The following is a 17,535-nucleotide window of genomic DNA, read 5'->3' as shown; positions in this document are numbered from 1 at the left end:
TGGAGAAATGAAAATCATCATTATTGGATCTGTCGCTGCTGGAACAAGTGTCGCTGCAAAAGCAAGAAGAAATACGGAAGATGCAGAGATTGTTTTGTATGATAAAGATATGGATGTGTCTTACGCAGTTTGTGGGATTCCATATGCAGTGGGGGGAGAAGTGGAAAACTTTGATGAACTGACGCCTCGTAATGCTGAATGGTTTAAAAAAAGGTACGACGTAGATATTCATACCTCTCATGAAATAACTCAGGTTGACTATGATAAAAAATTGGTGCACGGAATCAATCTAATTACAAAAAAATCATTTACCAATAATTTTGATGTTTTAGTGTTGGCCACAGGATCGGTTTATAATACCCCAGAAATATTTGTTAATAGACATTTTGAGAATGTTTTTCAGGTGAAAAATATTTCGAGTGGGAAAAGTATCAAGAAGTTTGTAGATGAAAACGAGCCAAAAAAAGCAGTTGTCATTGGTGCTGGATATATTGGTTTAGAAATGGTCGAGCAGTTGCAGAGACTAGGTCTTGAGGTCTCGTTACTTCAACGAAGTAAATATCCCATGTCCCATTTAGACTGGGACATGTCTTCAAGAATCATTAATGAAATGAAAAGGAAAAACATTGCCTTTTTCCCTGAAGAAACCGTCAGAAAAGTTAACGGTGATGGTAGTCTGAAGTCTATTGAAACGGCTAAAGGAACTATCTTTTCGGCAGATATTTTTGTATTAGCTACCGGAGTAAAGCCGAACACCGCATTAGCAAAATCCATGGGAATTAAATTAGGAATTACCGGAGCTATAGAAGTAAACGATAAGTTAGAAACCAATTTTCCAAATGTTTATGCTGTAGGTGATGTTGCAGAAAGTTTTGATCGCATAACTAGGCGACCAATTTATCGACCTTTAGCTTCAACAGCCAATAAAATGGGAAGGATCGCAGGAGATGTTATTACAGGTGGCAATCTACGACACAAGGGAATCTTAGGAACTGGTATTTTACGATTCTTTGATTTAACAATTGCTCAAACTGGTCTCACAGAAAAAGATGCTTTAGCAAATAATATAGCTATTACTACTTTATATAATATTAAACCTAATAAGCCGGACTATATGAATGGTAAAGAAATGGTGATCAAAGCAATCGCAAATAAAGAAAATGGGAAGATACTTGGGGCTCAAATCATAGGTTATGATGGGGTAGATAAGCGGATCGATGTGCTTGCTACTGCTATTTCATTTGGCGCAGCTGCTGAAGACTTATTTCACTTGGATTTAGCATATGCTCCACCTTTTTCTACAACAAAAGATCCCATTCATTATACTGGGATGGCTTTGAACAACGATATAAATAATGATACCCCGTTAATGACCCCTATAGAGCTATTGAGAAGAATTGATAGCGGCGAAAAATTACAAATTATTGATACCAGATCAAGAAAACAGTTTGAAACTTCGAAAGTTGAGGGAGCAATTCACATACCTTTAGCTGAGTTAAGAGAACGATATGAGGAATTGGATAAAGAATGTGTGACAGTAACTTATTGTAATAAAGGCGTTACTGGAAATGCAGCACAAAATATTTTACTGAACAAAGGATTTAAACAAGTTTATAATTTATCCGGAGGAAATAAAAACTATCAAGAAGTTTGTGAAACGATACAAAAATTATGATAGAATTCTAAATATTGGAATAATTAGGAAGAAACTTATTTTGAGGTTTGATGTAACATTTGTATTTTTTTCAAGCTTCATTTTTTTATATATTATGGACTACTAGAGGTGAAATTGAAGATGGTAGATTTAACTAAAATTGAATACCGAGTTTTGATTTCATTATATGAATGCGAGGGAGGGATAACAAAACGTAACTTTGTAAAAAAATACCCAGAATTTAAGCTGAATACAGCTTATTTAGTTATTGATCGGCTAGTAGACAAAGGGTACTTAGAAATGAATTACTCAAAAAAAACTGAATTATCAGAAAAATTGTTTAGTCCAATCAAATCAATAACTGACTTCTATTCTGATATGTTTGGTATTTGCGCTGTTGATCGTACGGTGAAAAAAGTAATACGTGAACTAACTGATTATAGTCAAACAAGTTTTATTCTAGATAAAATAAGAGAAGCAAAAAGATATGCAAAATAAATTTATATAGTTGGAATGAAAAGGTAAAATCTCATACTTATAGTCTTGGTATACAGTAAAAAAGAAATGGAGAAATGTCTATGGGACTTTTACATTTGCTTTATGTAATATTGTATTCAATTATAGTAATTAGCTTACTTATTTCCTATGATTTATTTGTAAAAAATTTTAAGAAACTCCATTTACGATATTCTTTTAAAATAATTATTGGTTTAATATTATTTGTATCGCAAATGTATTTTATCATAACTTTTTCTATAAATAATGTGGGGTATGTTTATTATGAATATACATTACCTTTATTTATCTTATACTTTAACTCATTCAAAATGAAAAATTATTTTCTTTTATTGGTTCTAATGATGGTGTTTATCGGACTATCAGTAATAAGTATTGTTGATATCAAGACATTACTTAGTATTCTAGTTCTAAGTATACTGGCATTCACTTCTAGTTTCGTAATTAAAAAAAGCTTTTATAAATATAAAATACAGATACCGTTTTATATATTTTTTGTTTTAATTACTCTAATGATGGCTGGATTGAATTCTATGCTCTTTTTTGAATATAAACTTACTTTTTGGGAATATCTATCTTTGTTTATAGGGTCTATAATTATTTGTATTTCTTGGCAATACTATCTAAGTACTCAAAAACAATTCTTAAAAGATATAAATAGAAAACTTATTGAGAGAAACTACGATGAATTGACGAAAGTTAAAAATCTTAGAAGCTTAAATGAAGACGTAGATATTATGACAGATGTTGAAAAGGAAAAGCTTATTTTTGTTATGATGGATTTAGATCATTTTAAAAGAATTAATGATCACTATGGACACATTACAGGAAATCGTGCTTTAATATTCTTTTCAAAAAAAATAACAACTTTTCTTAGTGAAGCACACCAAGATCAAGTAGAGGTTTATAGATATGGAGGCGAAGAGTTTTTAGTTATTTTCAAAGATAGTACATTAAAGTCTGTTCAAAAGACTATATTAAGATTTCAGGCATTCTTATTAAAAAATAAGTTGAGTATTGGAGGGGAAAGAAAGATTACTCTTTATTTTTCTGCTGGCATTTCTAAGTATGATTCTTCTTTAGATGTATATGAACTCATCAATCAGGCTGATCAAGCGCTGTATGCTGCAAAAAAAAGAGGTAGAAACACAGTTGTTGTTTATTCTTGATTTATTATGCAATTAAACATGATTTTGGCTTGATCAAGATCTCTTGGACGGTTAATTTAAAATAGTATTGTTTAACAAGGGCATTTTACTTGCTATATATAAATAATTGTTCTAAAATTTTCTAGTGTGTCTCATTAAAAGAGTAGCGGGGAAAGCAGATTGGGGAAGTCTTCTTTTTATACGTTGCTTTTATATTTATAGGTGAGTAAATCTACTGTAATGATAATATATTTATCATTTTTCAGAAGGTTTCATCAAAGGACGCAAAGAGAAAGTTCTATTTTTCTCTTTGCGTCCTTTTCTAAACTATTTATTGGAAAGTAAAGATCTAATAAACTGAAACCGGTCATTGATATAACAAATCATGCACATAACTTAATATTTCTCATGCTATTGGAGGGCTTATGGAAGAAAATAAATACATCGAGATTGTTAAAGTGTTCTCAAAACTTGGGTTCTTTGCTTTTGGTGGACCAGCTGCTCATATCGCTATGATGGAAGAAGAAGTCGTGGATAAAAGGCAATGGATGTCTAAGGAAGAGTTTCTAGATTTATTAGGATTTACTAACTTGATTCCTGGTCCAAACTCTACAGAGATGGCAATTATATTAGGTCATCGGCGTGCTGGAAAATGGGGATTATTTTTAGCAGGTATTTCATTTATTTTACCAGCAATGGTCATTGTAATGATTATAGGGCACTTTTATAAATTATATGGAGACCTTCCTAGAGTTCAAACAATTATGGAGTATATAAAGCCTGTCATTGTAGCAATTATTGTAGCAGCTCTAATAAAGCTTTTTAAAACAGCTATAAAAGATATGTCTACATTTATTGTTTTTTGCCTGTCTCTGCTTTTGGTTGTTTTTGGTGCTTCGGAACTCACTGTGTTAATAGTTGCCGCAATACTCTTACTATTAATAAAAAAAGATTGGAATTTTAAAAATTATGTCATAGAGCCATTTAGTCTCTCAATTTTATTTTTAACTTTCCTGAAAATAGGTTTACTTTTATATGGTAGTGGCTATGTATTACTTGCGTTTATCCAATCAGAATTTGTTGATAAGTTACAAGGGTTCTGTTGCAAAGTTTTAAATAAAGAATAAAATCCCTTACGGTATCTATGATTTAAGCTGGGATTCCCAATAATACCTTGATTTCAGTACAGACCGAAAACCCGAAGAGAGTGCCTTCTTTTCGGGTTTTCTTATATAATCCTCGAATGGCTTCCATGCCTTTAATCGTGGTAGAGGCAGTGCGTAAACTTCGATAGAATTTATTGCGTCTCTTTACTGGACGATGGTCTTGTTCAATCAAATTATTCAGGTATTTAATGGTACGATGTTCTGTCCCTTGATAAAAGCCGTATTCTTTTAGTTTCTTAAAGGCACTTGTAATAGAGGGGGCTTTATCTGTGACTACAACCTTCGGTTCATCAAACTGCTTCACTAACCGCTTAAGAAAAGCATAGGCTGCTTGTGTGTCCCGTTTTTTACGTAACCAAATATCCAAGGTTAAACCATCTGCATCGATGGCTCGATACAAATAATGCCATTTTCCTTTAATTTTGATGTACGTTTCATCCATTTTCCATGAATAAAAGGATTTTTTATTTTTCTTTTTCCAAATTTGATAGAGTAGTTTGCCATATTCTTGCACCCAACGATAAATCGTCGTATGAGAAACGTTAATGCCACGATCATATAAGATTTCTTGAACTTCACGATAGCTAAGGTTATAACGAAGATAGTAGCCCACGGCTACAATAATCACATCCTGCTGAAATTGCTTTCCTTTAAAATGATTCATCGTCATTCCTCCTGCTATCTTTTTCTATTATTCTACCTTATTTGATAGTAGATTTAAAACTTTGCAACAGAACCGAAATGAAATATAACAGATCATAACTACATTTAATAAGTTTTTATTTCTATCCAATGCAACTTTTTTTTCGGCTATAATTAAATTCAATTCACTAGTTTCCATATTCATAATTTCATTATAGTAATTCTGCATATTTTGATTTGAAAATCTAATTTCTTTCATAAAAATCCCTTTTTTACGTTCAACCATACGAGCGTCACGAGTAAGTAAGCCAGCATGTTTTAAAGCTGAACGGAAGTCCTTATATATCAACGTTTACAATGGTTTTTCTCACCATCTTTTATACTTTAGAATACAGTCTTAAATTCTTCAATTTACCTCAAATTTTCAAAATCCAGACCCAAAAATAAAATGGAGTTTAACCACATTTATCAAGATAATAGATAACATTTCAAAAATAAAATAGACCCCATTTATTAGAATATGGAAAGTTTTTACACTATACCCAGTAGAAATAGAAAATAGTCAGTAGTTATATGTTTATTAAATAAATTTCCGCTTATCTTTAGGGATTAAATCTATCAATAAGATTGCTGAAGGATAATGTTTTTCCATGTATTCTACAGCCCCTAATACATGTGAATCCTCAGAAGCATACAATTCGTCCTTTAATTGCCCCATATCTATTACAATACTTCTACTTAGAAAATCAACTGCATCTGAAGCTGTTTGCTCATTTTTAGAAACAGAATTACGATTAAATAACCCAACGATTCAAAATACTTTAATTGATTTGGCTCGTTCAGGGGGTAAATTATTACGCCCAGCTTTTTGTCTACTTTTTGCTGAATTAGGTTCTAAAAAAGAGCACTAAGATTTGATTAAAGTAGCCGCTTCTTTGGAAATGCTCCATATGGCTACACTCATTCATGATGATATCATTGATGACTCGCCACTTAGACGAGGAAATATTACAATCCAGTCAAAATATGGTAAAGATGTCGCGGTTTATACTGGTGATGTTTTATTTACTAAGTTTTTTTGAAGTCTTAATTAGTGTAATGAATGGATCAGAATACTTAGCTTACAATGCACAAACAATGAAACGCATCTTACTTGGTGAATTAAATCAAATGACCATACGTTTCAAATTGGACGAAACCATTTATGATTATTTACGTAGCATCAAAGGAAAAACGGCTGAATTATTTTGGTTAGCTTGTAAAGAAGGGGCTTATTTCGGTGGTTGCGATGTGCAAACAGTACGTTTAGCCGGCCGAATTGGTCGTAACATCGGTTTTGCTTTTCAAATCTATGATGATATCCTAGACTATACTGCTGATCAGGATAAACTTAAAAAGCCAGTGCTTGAAGACTTAGGACAAGGCATCTATACCTTACCGCTACTTTTAGCCAAACAACAAAATCCTGAAGCATTGATGCCTTATCTATGTAAACAATCAGCGATTACTCCTGATGAGATTACTGAGGTCGCAAAGCTAGTTGTTCAATTAGGAGGCGTAGAGCAAGCAAAACAAATGGCTCAGGCTTTCACTCAAAAAGCTTTGATCGATATTGAATAATTACCAAATTCTCCAGCCAAAGATTGTATTCAACAATTAACTTTACAACTATTACAGCGTCAATATTAACTTTAATCGTAAAGTAGCTTGGCTATTTTACGATTATTTATTATATATAGTCCGTTTTTATAAGAATTCCTATTCTAAAATATTCTTTCTGAATATATTCCCTCCATTCATTCATTTTTTTTATTAATCCAATGGTTTATTTTGGCTATTTTTTTTATTTGGCTGTATAATATAATAGAAGATTGGTTGACTTCAATCAGTCTTCTATTGCAATTATTTATACATCTTCGCTTTCTATAAGAAAGCCCCATTTATCCAATTTTTATCTATTTTTTGATATCTCATTGATTCTCTTAATTATTGAATAAATCATTTTATTTTTTATTCTCTAAAAATAAGATATTCACAAAAAAGGAGGGCTGTTATCATTTTTAAGAGATCAATGTTTTATAAATAAATATTGAGGTGATAATTTATGACAAATGTGTCTAAAGGTAGTAAATATTTAATTATTTTTGCTTGTATGCTATTACAAGCCATTCCTTATGGCATTGCACAAAACATCCCTCCATTATTCATTCACTATTTAGAGAAAGAATATCATTTTAGTGTCCAAAGTGTTGGCTATATTTTTATGATTGGCGCTTTAGCAGCATCATTAATTTCACCAATGGCTGGTAAAATGTATAGTAAATTTCCAGTCAAGCTAATAATGTTAGGTGGATTAATTTTGTCTGCTTTTGGAGTTATGTTAAACGCAGTTTCAAGCAAATTATGGATGTTTTTAGTAGCAAATGCAATTACTCAAATAGGAACTGTTACGTTTTCAGGTTTAGGGGTACCGTTTTTAATCGCTACTTGGTTTGATGAAAAATCTAAAGCTAACGCACTAGGAATTGCCTTTGCAGGTGGTTCTATCGGGAATTTCTTTTTACAACCTATCGTAACCAACCTACTCAATCATTATGAATTACATAGAGTCTATTTCATGTGTGCATTGGCTTCCTTGGTTGTTGGGGTACTTGTTGGTGTGCTTTTAATCCATCCTAACAAACAACCGATCGAATCTAGTGCTGCCAAACAATCAACTGATTCTTCTAAAGACTCAAAAATCTCTACAAATCAATCTGTTCCCCAAGGTACCCATCCTGCTAATACTCAAACCGGTATCGGCTATAAAAAAACTACCCAACAAAAAAGTTTTTGGGCATTATCTTGTTTTTATTTAATTATAGGATTAGCTATTTCTGCTCTTTCCAGTCAATATGCAAACTTTTTCGCTTCTATTCATATCAATACTACCTTAATTGGTACGATTGGCTCTACGTTTGCCATTGCTTGTTTGGTTGGAAATGTTGGCGGAGGTTTCTTATTCTCAAAAATTGGTGTACGCAACGCCATGTTTTTAGCCTTTATTTTACAACTAGTTACCGTTATCTTGCTAATTGCTAGTATTTTTATTCCTAGCATTAAAGTCATTTCTGCATTTGCTTGGGCCGTCCTTTATGGTTTTAATGTTTACTCTTATATGAGTGCACCGGCTGTAATGATGCAAACACTCTTCGGTATGAAAGACACCAGTCAAATACTAGGTGTATTTAGTATCTTTTTTGCAGTTGGCTTTGCTTTAGGAAATATTGTATTTGGTTTCTTTGTTGATACCTTTGGCTTTACTGCAGCTTGGATTAGCATTTTATGTTATGTACTTATCGGATTTTCTGGTTTATTATTCTTCATTACCGATATTCAAAAACATAAATTTGCCGATCAAACTGCTTAATGTATAATTTTTTTGAAAGGAGTGCATCATATTCATGTGTACTGGATTAAGATATGTTAACGGAGATTTTTACTTTGGACGAAATTTAGATTTAGATTACCATTTTGGCGAAGAAATCGTTATTACACCTAGAAACTATGAAATCACCTATAAAAATGAACCTTCACAAAAATCACACTATGCTTTTATCGGCGTAGCTATGGTATTAGATAATTATCCACTTTATGCCGATGCGATTAACGAAAAAGGCTTAGGCATTGCAAATTTGAATTTCCCACAGTTTTCTAAATATGCTGATGAAATCAAAGAAGGTGCCCTTAATCTTCCTCCTTATGAATTAGTGCCTTGGGTGTTAGCACAATTCTCAACTGTTAAGGAAACTAAAGCTGCCCTTAAAAATTTAAATATGGTTGATATTCCTTTTAAGCCTAATGTACCGAACACTACTTTACATTGGCTCATCGCCGACAAAGACGAAGCGATTGTCGTTGAAATTATTGACGGAAAAACCGTCATTTATGATAATCCTGTTGGCGTTTTAACTAATAGTCCTAGTTTTGATTATCATTTAATGAATTTACACAATTATCGTCATTTAAGTAGCAAACAACCTCACAATTCTTATTCTCCTGATTGGGATGCAAAACCTTTTGGCGAAGGTTTTGGTGCGATTGGTTTACCTGGTGATTGGTCACCAGCATCTAGATTAGTTAAAGCCACCTTTGTTAAAGAACATTCAGTTTGTCCGCAAGATGATGTAGCCAATGTTACACAATTCTTCCACATTTTAGATTCAGTCGCTTTTGTTCAGGGCTGTACCACTTCTGATCGAAATACTCATGATATCACTATGTATTCTTCTTGCGGAAATACTGCTACTGGTGATTATTACTATAAAACCTATACCAACAACCAAATCTCAAAGGTTTCTATGTCAAAAGTTGATCTGGAATCTACTAAATTGTTTGTTTACCCTATGGAAGATAAACAACAATTTAGACAAGTCAATTAAGGTGTTGGCTTGCTCATTTTAATCAGCTTAATCATAAATAATTGGTAAATGCAATGTAAGCGTTAGATAGCTTAGCGGTCTTTCCTCCTCCTTTGAATTTAGGTAGTATTAAGCTACCAAAAATTTAAAGGAGGTTTTTAGGTTCTGTTGCAAAGTTTTAAATAAAGAATAAAATCCCTTACGGTATCTATGATTTAAGCTGGGATTCCCAATAATACCTTGATTTCAGTACAGACCGAAAACCCGAAGAGAGTGCCTTCTTTTCGGGTTTTCTTATATAATCCTCGAATGGCTTCCATGCCTTTAATCGTGGCAGAGGCAGTGCGTAAACTTCGATAGAATTTATTGCGTCTCTTTACTGGACGATGGTCTTGTTCAATCAAATTATTCAGGTATTTAATGGTACGATGTTCTGTCCCTTGATAAAAGCCGTATTCTTTTAGTTTCTTAAAGGCACTTGTAATAGAGGGGGCTTTATCTGTGACTACAACCTTCGGTTCATCAAACTGCTTCACTTGGATAGGCTACAATTAACTAGACAGAAAAATTAAGGTGTGTAGACTAGAAGAAAACATACCAGGAGGAATTTTTATGTCTAAGAGAACACGAAGAACTTTTTCACAAGAATTCAAGCAACAAATCGTCAATCTTTACTTAGCTGGAAAGCCACGTGTAGAAATCATTCGAGAATATGAACTAACGGCTTCAGCATTTGACAAATGGGTAAAGCAATCTAAAATGAGTGGTTCATTCAAAGAAAAAGATAATCTTACGCCTGAACAAAAAGAATTGTTAGAACTACGTAAAAGAAACCAGCAATTAGAAATGGAAAATGATATTTTAAAGCAAGCAGCGCTGATATTCGGACGAAGAGACAAGTAATCGATGCGAATAAGCATCTTTACCCTATATCAGCGATGTGCAGAATATTAGGTCTATCACGTCAGTCCTATTATTATCAATCAAAATCAAAGAAAGACGAATCAGAACTTGAAGAAGTAGTCGCTGAAGAATTTATCCGCAGCCGAAAGGCCTACGGCTCAAGAAAAATAAAAAAAGCCTTATCAAAACGAGGCATTCGGATCAGCCGACGAAAAATTAGTAGAATCATGAAAAATAGAGGATTAAAATCGAGCTATACTGTTGCTTATTTTAAAGTACATCATTCTACTTGCAATGAAGCCAAAACGACAAACGTATTGAATCGTAAATTCTTAAGAGACAACCCATTAGAAGCGATCGTAACAGATTTGACTTATGTACGAGTCGGGAAAAAATGGAATTATGTCTGTTTCATTTTGGATCTGTTCAATCGAGAAATTCTCGGCTATTCTTGTGGAGAACATAAAGATGCCGTTCTAGTAAAAAAAGCATTTAGCCGTATCAAACAACCTCTGACAGAGGTTGAGATTTTTCATACTGATCGTGGAAAAGAGTTTGATAACCAAGCTATTGATGAATTATTAACAACTTTTGACATCAATCGATCATTGAGTCATAAAGGCTGTCCTTTTGATAATGCCGTAGCTGAATCAACTTATAAGTCGTTGAAAGTAGAATTTGTCTATCAATACACATTTGAAACCTTACAACAATTGGATTTGGAGTTATTTGACTATGTCAATTGGTGGAACCACCTTCGGTTGCACGGTACACTTGGCTACGAGACACCGGTTGGTTACCGTAACCAGAGATTGGCGCAGCGAATCCATGATAATGAGCTCGGATGTGCTAACGCTAGCGAGGCAGTCTAACTTTAACTGTTAGCTCCTGCCGAAGATCGTCACATCCGAGGAGGCTCATTGTCAAGGACAATCGGAATAGCATACGGAAAGAAGTTCTGCACCTTATAAAATTTGTCAAAAAAACTGTTGCCATTCCAACTAACCGCTTAAGAAAAGCATAGGCTGCTTGTGTGTCCCGTTTTTTACGTAACCAAATATCCAAGGTTAAACCATCTGCATCGATGGATCGATACAAATAATGCCATTTTCCTTTAATTTTGATGTACGTTTCATCCATTTTCCATGAATAAAAGGATTTTTTATTTTTCTTTTTCCAAATTTGATAGAGTAGTTTGCCATATTCTTGCACCCAACGATAAATCGTCGTATGAGAAACGTTAATGCCACGATCATATAAGATTTCTTGAACTTCACGATAGCTAAGGTTATAACGAAGATAGTAGCCCACGGCTACAATAATCACATCCTGCTGAAATTGCTTTCCTTTAAAATGATTCATCGTCATTCCTCCTGCTATCTTTTTCTATTATTCTACCTTATTTGATAGTAGATTTAAAACTTTGCAACAGAACCGTATAGCACATTAAAAATAAAATAGTGTATAGTGAGTGATAAGTTTATAAAAAAATAATATTTTTATGTAAAGTTGCAACTAAAGAGTTTGTGTGGTATACTACTTGTAGTGATAAACTTTGAAACGTATTAAGAGTGCTATACATAAATTTATACTCTCCTTTTGCTTATCAAACAATTATTGCAACAAAACGCATTCGTAATGATGCACAAGGAGGAAATAGTATGAATAAAGGTACAGTAAAATGGTTTAATTCAGATAAAGGTTTTGGGTTCATTACAGGAGAAGATGGTCAAGATGTCTTTGCTCATTTTTCAGCGATTCAAGCGGATGGATTTAAATCTTTAGATGAAGGTCAAGCAGTTACTTTTGATACTGAAGAAGGTCAACGCGGTTTGCAAGCTGCTAATATCTATAAAGCATAAAAGTGCCTTTTAACCCGTCTCAACATGTGTGAGGCGGTTTTTTCATACTTCAAAGGAGGGGTAAGAATGAGTTTTTCACAATGGAAACCACAACAACTTTCAATAGAAGGCCAAGCTTTTCATATAGATCAACAGGTCATATTTCGATATAGAAAAAAACAAGCAGCTGGAACAATTATAAAGCTACTCAGAAATTCGGCAGTTGTAACCCTTTCAAATTCAGAAGTGACGAATACTACGGAAAGAACAGTTATAAATTATAAAAATTTAATGAGTAACTGATAACAAAAATTGGCTTAATGACCCAATGATTGTTAATCAAGTGAAATATCTAGGAGATCAACTTTCTTGTACACGACGTTCTCCGATTAATTATAATCAGATTCAGGGAATCAATGTTTATTATCTGGATGGTTCTGAAAAAATGTATACTTCTTTAAAAATTTGCTGTGAAGGAGAAAAACTCTTCAAAGGAACCATCCAGAAATATATTTTATCTGATTCACCCATAGCAGATGGCAGATATTTCTGTGTCATTCGCTAATCTATAAACTTCTAAATCCGCCACCATAAGTTTAGCGATAAATATTTCTTTTTATTAAGCAGATTAAGGATGAACATTTAGTTCATTAGATACAGATATACAAAAAAACTAGCTATGATCAGCTAGTTAAATTATTTATACATAAGAGAGTTACATCTAGATTTAGCTTCCTCTAAAGTAGAAAATTTTTCGATATCAATATCGTAAATAAATAATTTGAGTTGAATATTGCGCAACTCTTTCAAATTTAGCACAGCAAATGACGTGATCAAAGGTGGTCTCGATTGAAAATCATACAAATTTGTTTTTGCTTTTGATGAATATAAACGGTAGTCAGAACTAAAAACTTCCACTGGATAAAAATTAGTATTCATATTTGAACACCTACTTTCATGGTACTTATCCAGTATAGCACTTAAAAGAAGTCAAAAGTAAAAATAGAAAAAACGTAAGGGATTCCTAAGCATTGCTTCTACATCGTAATTACTTGCAAAAAAGAAATATATAGCGTAGGCTGATTAAGCAACATGCATTAATCTAAGAAGAGTACCGGCACAGAAAACTTGGGGAAGTTTTTCTGGACTGCGCCGAATACTCTTCGTTTTTTTATTTTAACATTATTCTTACTTAATAAACATTAGAATATGAGAAGTTGCATTTAACTGATTTTATCTATTGCTTAATATTTTAATAGTCTACGGAATGTGAGGAGGTATTTAGTGTAGTATTAGCATAGAGACAAGAGGCTTCTGGTTTCTCTAGAGTTAACTCCATGGTTTCTTATAAATAAGAAGAATGAGGAGAAGATTCGATGAATATAAAAAAGCAGCTGAAATGTTTGATTTAAGTGTGGATACACTAAGCTATTATGAGCGTGTTGGCGTGATACCACCCGTTCACCGCCACGAGAGCGGCTACCGAGATTATACTACCAATGATTTAAATTGGATTTATCTAGCAAAAAACTTGCGAAATGCTGGATTGTCGATTGAATCTTTAATTGATTTTGCTCAACTAGTTCAATTACGTGAAACACAAAATGATGCTATATAGATAGAAGGAAAAATTTGGGAGGTTATCATTCTGGATGAAAAATAAGCGTAGCTATTAAAGAATTTTACATTTAACTGCTGAAAAGGAATGGTAAGATTCTCCAAAAATTGTCAATGAGGTTCAAACGATAGAAACAACTATTTTAGACGGACGCGCTTCGCCCATGAACTATTAGGAGTCAAACGGAATAAGAGTTACTGAATCATAAGAACAATGTCAGAAACTATGCAACGATCAGTGGCTGCGTAGCTAATGAACTACCGTGTCGAGTAATTATTACAAAACTTATTAAACCCGTGGTGCTAGTTAATTTTTTCCTAGAGGAAAATGTCTAAACATGTTGGTAAATCAACAAAAAAACGCATATAGTAGTCTCAAAACTCCCAAGAAATGAGGACTACATATGCGTTCATCAAAATATACTGAACATTATACAGATACTTTTATAACATTCAAGGAAATTATGAGAACTGTTTCTAACATATACCACAATTGTGTACCAGATAAGATTAAAAACCGAAGAAATACTGATCAACTGAAGCAACGCGATACAGTGATTATTGCTTGTGTTATATGGGGCATAATTAATGGCTATACTAGCCAAAGAGCCACGTATAGAGCGGTTTGTTCCGTCTTATTTCCTAATGGTGACTTTCCTAGTAGGAGTCGATTCACTCGCTTAAGTTCAAACTTAGCTTACACTATCAAGATTATTCGATACTTTTTCATCAAGAAGCTCACCAAAGGTGAACTAGTCGGAATTATAGATAGTTTTCCTAGTTTATTATGTAAACCAGTTAGAAATAGACAAGCAAAACTATTGAATCAAATAGCCAAAGTTGGCTATAACTCAACAAAAAAATCTTATTTTTATGGTCTTAAAATTCATATGATCGTTACTAAGACTGGCTTTCCGATTACTTACTCAATCACGAATCCAGGTGTCCATGACGTGAAAGTGTTAGAGACTTTATCGGAAGAAGCGAATCTTCCCAATATCCTAGGGCACAAAGGATATATTAGCCATAAAATCCATGAAAAGCTTGCCCTTAAGGGCATTACTATATCCGTTCCGCCACGTAAAAACATGGATAAATCAGAAAAACTAGACCACAGCTTACTTGGAAAACAAAGAAAAACAGTTGAGACTGTTTCTTCTTCCTTAGAAAAATTAGGTTGTCAAAATTTCAACTCACGTTCTGTTAAAGGGCTAGAGAGTAGATTTGAAAGCATATTACTGGCTTACAGTGTTCTATTAAGTCGAGCACAACGACGTTTTGAAGGAACTTTGAGATATTCTTTAGGATATTAAAATTAACTAGCACCACGGGTGATTTATAGTATACTATGTCAAAAGGAGGAGTTAGATGAACAATCAAATCACACTAGCGTATTTAGATTATGATGATCTAGATGCTTTACAAGTTGTAAGTGTTGTCAGTTTTTATGAATCGTTTATCGATGGCGCAGATCCACTTGATATGCAAGGATATTTACAGACACAATTGACAACTGAAATATTGGCAGTAGAATTGGCACAGTCAACCAGTAAATTTATTGGTATTAAGGATCATCAAATACTCATTGGTTATATGAAAGTCAATGATGAAAAAGATACTATAGAGATTCAACGGCTCTATCTGCTCAAAGATTATCAAAACAAAGGGTTAGGGCAACGGTTACTCGATGAAGCGAATCGTTATGCTAAAACGAAACAAAAACGTTATTTACGTTTGACTGTTTATGAAAAAAATCATGCAGGTATTCGTTTTTATGAACGTCATGGATTTAAAAAAATCGGGATCAAACATTTTCCTTTAGGAAAACAAGATCGTATTTGTCCGATTTTAGAAAAAGAAATCTAAAAAAACGTCCTCACTTTTGATGCTGAGGACGTTTTTTTAGACTGGTAATGGAACCATAATTCGCTTTCCTTTTTGATAAATCGCTAATTCCGTCACACCTTTTGCTTTTAACAGAGCAAAAAGATCATCGAAATGGAAACGGAAATGTTCAAGGTAATGCCCATCTGATCCAACACTAAACAAGGTACCACCACGTGAAAGATATAAATCGATGACATATTCATATAACGCTAAATTGTCATACAAGTAAGCGCTCTTAGCATTTAATTCGAATGCCAATTTATTTTTGATTACTTGATCTAGAATCGGTAAAAACTGCGCTTCATATTGTGTAAATTCAGCAACGGATAGACCAAATACCCGAAAACCATAGTCAAAATGAGCAAAGACATCTGCTTCTATAACAACTAGTGCTTCTGAAAGTTGTGCAAAATACTGAGGAATCACAATAGCAGGATCCATATCTTTGACTTCGTCATCTAAATAATCAAATTGACCATTATGATGCACACTGAGTAATTTTAAATCGTAATCTTTATCGGCTAAATAGTCGATGATCCGATTCTTTTCAGAAGCGATGTAACCGATTTCGATGCCTTTTAAAACACGATTGCCAAAACGCTTATTTAAGCTATCGATTGTTTAACTGTACATTTCATAATCGGGGATATCATCGACTTTAGTAACAGGATTGGCTAAGTCAAAATGTTCAGTTGTCACGACGTAACCATCGTAGTTTGTTAAATAGTCCTCATTTCTTGGGAGTTTTGAGACTACTATATGCGTTTTTTTGTTGATTTACCAACATGTTTAGACATTTTCCTCTAGGAAAAAATTAACTAGCACCACGGGTAGTATTTTATATTCTTATATTAAAAAGAAAGATGCCGTTTGCATCTTTCTTTTTTTAGTTAAAAGGGAGAATTTATAAAATTAATGAAGTTTTAGTAATGAATCTATTGAAAAATTTTTTTCCATTAGTAATATTGTCTAATAATCAGAATATTCAGAAAAAAGGAGGGGCAATATGTCGGAATTTTTTCAGTGGAAATTAGTTTGGGAATATTTTCCAAAGGTTTTAAGTGCTTTGCCGGTTACGTTGATGATAGTGGCAGTGGCGTCGATTACAGGATTGCTTTTAGGGATTTTACTTGCATTTATTCGTGTCGAAAAAGTGCCATTTCTGAGTCAACTGGCGGCAGTCTTCGTTTCATTTATTCGAGGCACACCGATATTGGTTCAACTGTATGTTGTGTATTATGGTGTACCCGCCTTATTACAAATGATTCAAATCGATGTTTCCTCATGGAATAAAATTATTTTCATCTATATCACCTACGGATTAAATACTGCTGCCTTTCAGTCTGAAACTTTCCGGGCTGCGATTCTAAGTGTACCGGTCACACAGAAGGAAGCGAGTATTGCTTGCGGATTGACGAAAACACAAATGTATCGACAAGTGATTTTACCGCAAGTTGTCCGTGTCGCATTACCTGCATTTGGTACAACTACGATTGCACTGCTGCAAGACACATCGCTGGCTTTTACCATTGGGGTAGTGGATGTTGTCGGCAAAGCGCGAGCGATAGGCGCAGTGACCTTCCATACACTTGAAGGCTATGTCGGTGCGGCGATCTTGTTTATTACCTTAAGCTTCCTCTTAGAACGTGTTTTCACCGGTCTGGAACGTCGGATGAGTTTTTCGAAAACAAAACAACAAACAGCAAAAGTACCACTGATATCATGGACCAAAAAACAGCAAAAAATCAAAACAACATAGGA

At 33.6% G+C, this 17,535-nt stretch carries 14 protein-coding genes and 6 pseudogenes; 14 read left to right on the top strand and 6 right to left on the bottom strand.

Features of this window, described 5'->3' with window-relative positions; translation table 11 throughout:
- The first annotated feature begins 7 nt into the window (after positions 1–7).
- The 4 genes from IGJ05_RS07630 to IGJ05_RS07615 all read left to right on the top strand — a co-directional run bounded on the left by IGJ05_RS07630 (position 8) and on the right by IGJ05_RS07615 (position 4,445).
- Complete coding sequence (locus IGJ05_RS07630; RefSeq protein ID WP_266166959.1) at positions 8–1,675, top strand: FAD-dependent oxidoreductase; 1,668 nt, start codon at positions 8–10, stop codon at positions 1,673–1,675.
- A gap of 120 nt (positions 1,676–1,795) precedes the next feature.
- The gene (locus tag IGJ05_RS07625) at positions 1,796–2,152 is read left to right on the top strand and encodes a hypothetical protein (protein ID WP_223597931.1); all 357 of its coding nucleotides are present in this window, start codon (positions 1,796–1,798) and stop codon (positions 2,150–2,152) included.
- A gap of 80 nt (positions 2,153–2,232) precedes the next feature.
- Positions 2,233–3,339, top strand: coding sequence for a GGDEF domain-containing protein (locus IGJ05_RS07620; RefSeq protein ID WP_266166960.1), 1,107 nt, complete (start codon positions 2,233–2,235; stop codon positions 3,337–3,339).
- 404 nt (positions 3,340–3,743) lie between these two features.
- Positions 3,744–4,445: a chromate transporter gene (locus IGJ05_RS07615; protein ID WP_438725143.1), complete on the top strand. Its 702-nt coding sequence runs from the start codon at positions 3,744–3,746 to the stop codon at positions 4,443–4,445.
- 22 nt (positions 4,446–4,467) lie between these two features.
- Here the strand turns inward: IGJ05_RS07615 and IGJ05_RS07610 are convergent, their stop codons facing one another.
- The 3 genes and pseudogenes from IGJ05_RS07610 to IGJ05_RS07600 form a co-directional block, all read right to left on the bottom strand.
- Positions 4,468–5,148, bottom strand: coding sequence for an IS6-like element IS1216 family transposase (locus IGJ05_RS07610; protein ID WP_001015311.1), 681 nt, complete (start codon positions 5,146–5,148; stop codon positions 4,468–4,470).
- Positions 5,149–5,394: 246 nt separating this feature from the next.
- Positions 5,395–5,463: pseudogene (gene rpsI / locus IGJ05_RS07605) on the bottom strand (30S ribosomal protein S9); the annotation flags it as partial.
- A gap of 243 nt (positions 5,464–5,706) precedes the next feature.
- Positions 5,707–5,886: pseudogene (locus tag IGJ05_RS07600) on the bottom strand (hypothetical protein); the annotation flags it as partial.
- Here IGJ05_RS07600 and IGJ05_RS07595 point away from each other — a divergent pair.
- The 3 genes and pseudogenes from IGJ05_RS07595 to bsh all read left to right on the top strand — a co-directional run bounded on the left by IGJ05_RS07595 (position 5,843) and on the right by bsh (position 9,547).
- Positions 5,843–6,815: pseudogene (locus IGJ05_RS07595) on the top strand (polyprenyl synthetase family protein). The pseudogenes IGJ05_RS07600 and IGJ05_RS07595 sit on opposite strands and share 44 nt — an antisense overlap.
- A 415-nt stretch (positions 6,816–7,230) precedes the next feature.
- Positions 7,231–8,535: a conjugated bile salt MFS transporter gene (locus tag IGJ05_RS07590; protein WP_266167286.1), complete on the top strand. Its 1,305-nt coding sequence runs from the start codon at positions 7,231–7,233 to the stop codon at positions 8,533–8,535.
- A 34-nt stretch (positions 8,536–8,569) separates the two neighbouring features.
- Positions 8,570–9,547: a choloylglycine hydrolase gene (gene bsh / locus IGJ05_RS07585; RefSeq protein WP_002326152.1), complete on the top strand. Its 978-nt coding sequence runs from the start codon at positions 8,570–8,572 to the stop codon at positions 9,545–9,547.
- Between the two features lie 194 nt (positions 9,548–9,741).
- Here the strand turns inward: bsh and IGJ05_RS07580 are convergent.
- Positions 9,742–10,059, bottom strand: a pseudogene (locus IGJ05_RS07580) (IS6-like element IS1216 family transposase); the annotation flags it as partial.
- Positions 10,060–10,138: 79 nt separating this feature from the next.
- Here IGJ05_RS07580 and IGJ05_RS07575 point away from each other — a divergent pair.
- A protein-coding gene (locus tag IGJ05_RS07575; protein ID WP_438725142.1) for an IS3 family transposase occupies positions 10,139–11,301 on the top strand; the annotation gives its coding sequence in 2 pieces (ribosomal slippage) (positions 10,139–10,415 and positions 10,415–11,301; 1,164 coding nt in all).
- A gap of 130 nt (positions 11,302–11,431) precedes the next feature.
- Here IGJ05_RS07575 and IGJ05_RS07570 read toward each other — a convergent pair.
- A pseudogene (locus tag IGJ05_RS07570) lies at positions 11,432–11,791 on the bottom strand (IS6-like element IS1216 family transposase); the annotation flags it as partial.
- A gap of 299 nt (positions 11,792–12,090) precedes the next feature.
- Here IGJ05_RS07570 and IGJ05_RS07565 point away from each other — a divergent pair.
- The 5 genes and pseudogenes from IGJ05_RS07565 to IGJ05_RS07545 all read left to right on the top strand — a co-directional run bounded on the left by IGJ05_RS07565 (position 12,091) and on the right by IGJ05_RS07545 (position 15,753).
- Complete coding sequence (locus IGJ05_RS07565) at positions 12,091–12,291, top strand: cold-shock protein (protein WP_005237682.1); 201 nt, start codon at positions 12,091–12,093, stop codon at positions 12,289–12,291.
- A 66-nt stretch (positions 12,292–12,357) separates the two neighbouring features.
- On the top strand, positions 12,358–12,573 hold the full coding sequence (locus IGJ05_RS07560; protein ID WP_266166770.1) for a hypothetical protein: 216 nt from the start codon (positions 12,358–12,360) through the stop codon (positions 12,571–12,573).
- Positions 12,574–13,630: 1,057 nt separating this feature from the next.
- Positions 13,631–13,876: pseudogene (locus tag IGJ05_RS07555) on the top strand (MerR family transcriptional regulator); the annotation flags it as partial.
- A 415-nt stretch (positions 13,877–14,291) separates the two neighbouring features.
- Complete coding sequence (locus tag IGJ05_RS07550) at positions 14,292–15,200, top strand: IS982-like element ISEfm1 family transposase (RefSeq protein WP_266166769.1); 909 nt, start codon at positions 14,292–14,294, stop codon at positions 15,198–15,200.
- A gap of 55 nt (positions 15,201–15,255) precedes the next feature.
- Positions 15,256–15,753: a GNAT family N-acetyltransferase gene (locus tag IGJ05_RS07545; protein ID WP_060792668.1), complete on the top strand. Its 498-nt coding sequence runs from the start codon at positions 15,256–15,258 to the stop codon at positions 15,751–15,753.
- A gap of 36 nt (positions 15,754–15,789) precedes the next feature.
- On the opposite strand, the gene IGJ05_RS07540 is transcribed toward IGJ05_RS07545, so the two are convergent.
- Positions 15,790–16,392 (bottom strand): PHP domain-containing protein, encoded by a 603-nt coding sequence (locus IGJ05_RS07540; protein WP_266166771.1) that lies wholly within the window; start codon positions 16,390–16,392, stop codon positions 15,790–15,792.
- A gap of 388 nt (positions 16,393–16,780) precedes the next feature.
- Between IGJ05_RS07540 and IGJ05_RS07535 the strand changes: the two genes are divergently transcribed.
- Positions 16,781–17,533 carry an amino acid ABC transporter permease gene (locus IGJ05_RS07535; RefSeq protein WP_003125416.1) on the top strand — a complete coding sequence of 251 codons (753 nt, stop codon included), beginning with the start codon at positions 16,781–16,783 and terminating at the stop codon, positions 17,531–17,533.
- Positions 17,534–17,535: the final 2 nt, after the last annotated feature.

Origin of the sequence: Enterococcus sp. AZ167, assembly GCF_051714025.1 — a bacterium.
GTDB classification, from domain to species: domain Bacteria; phylum Bacillota; class Bacilli; order Lactobacillales; family Enterococcaceae; genus Enterococcus_D; species Enterococcus_D casseliflavus.
Note: the sequence above shows the minus strand (reverse complement) of the source record. Positions and strands in the feature narration are given on the sequence as shown.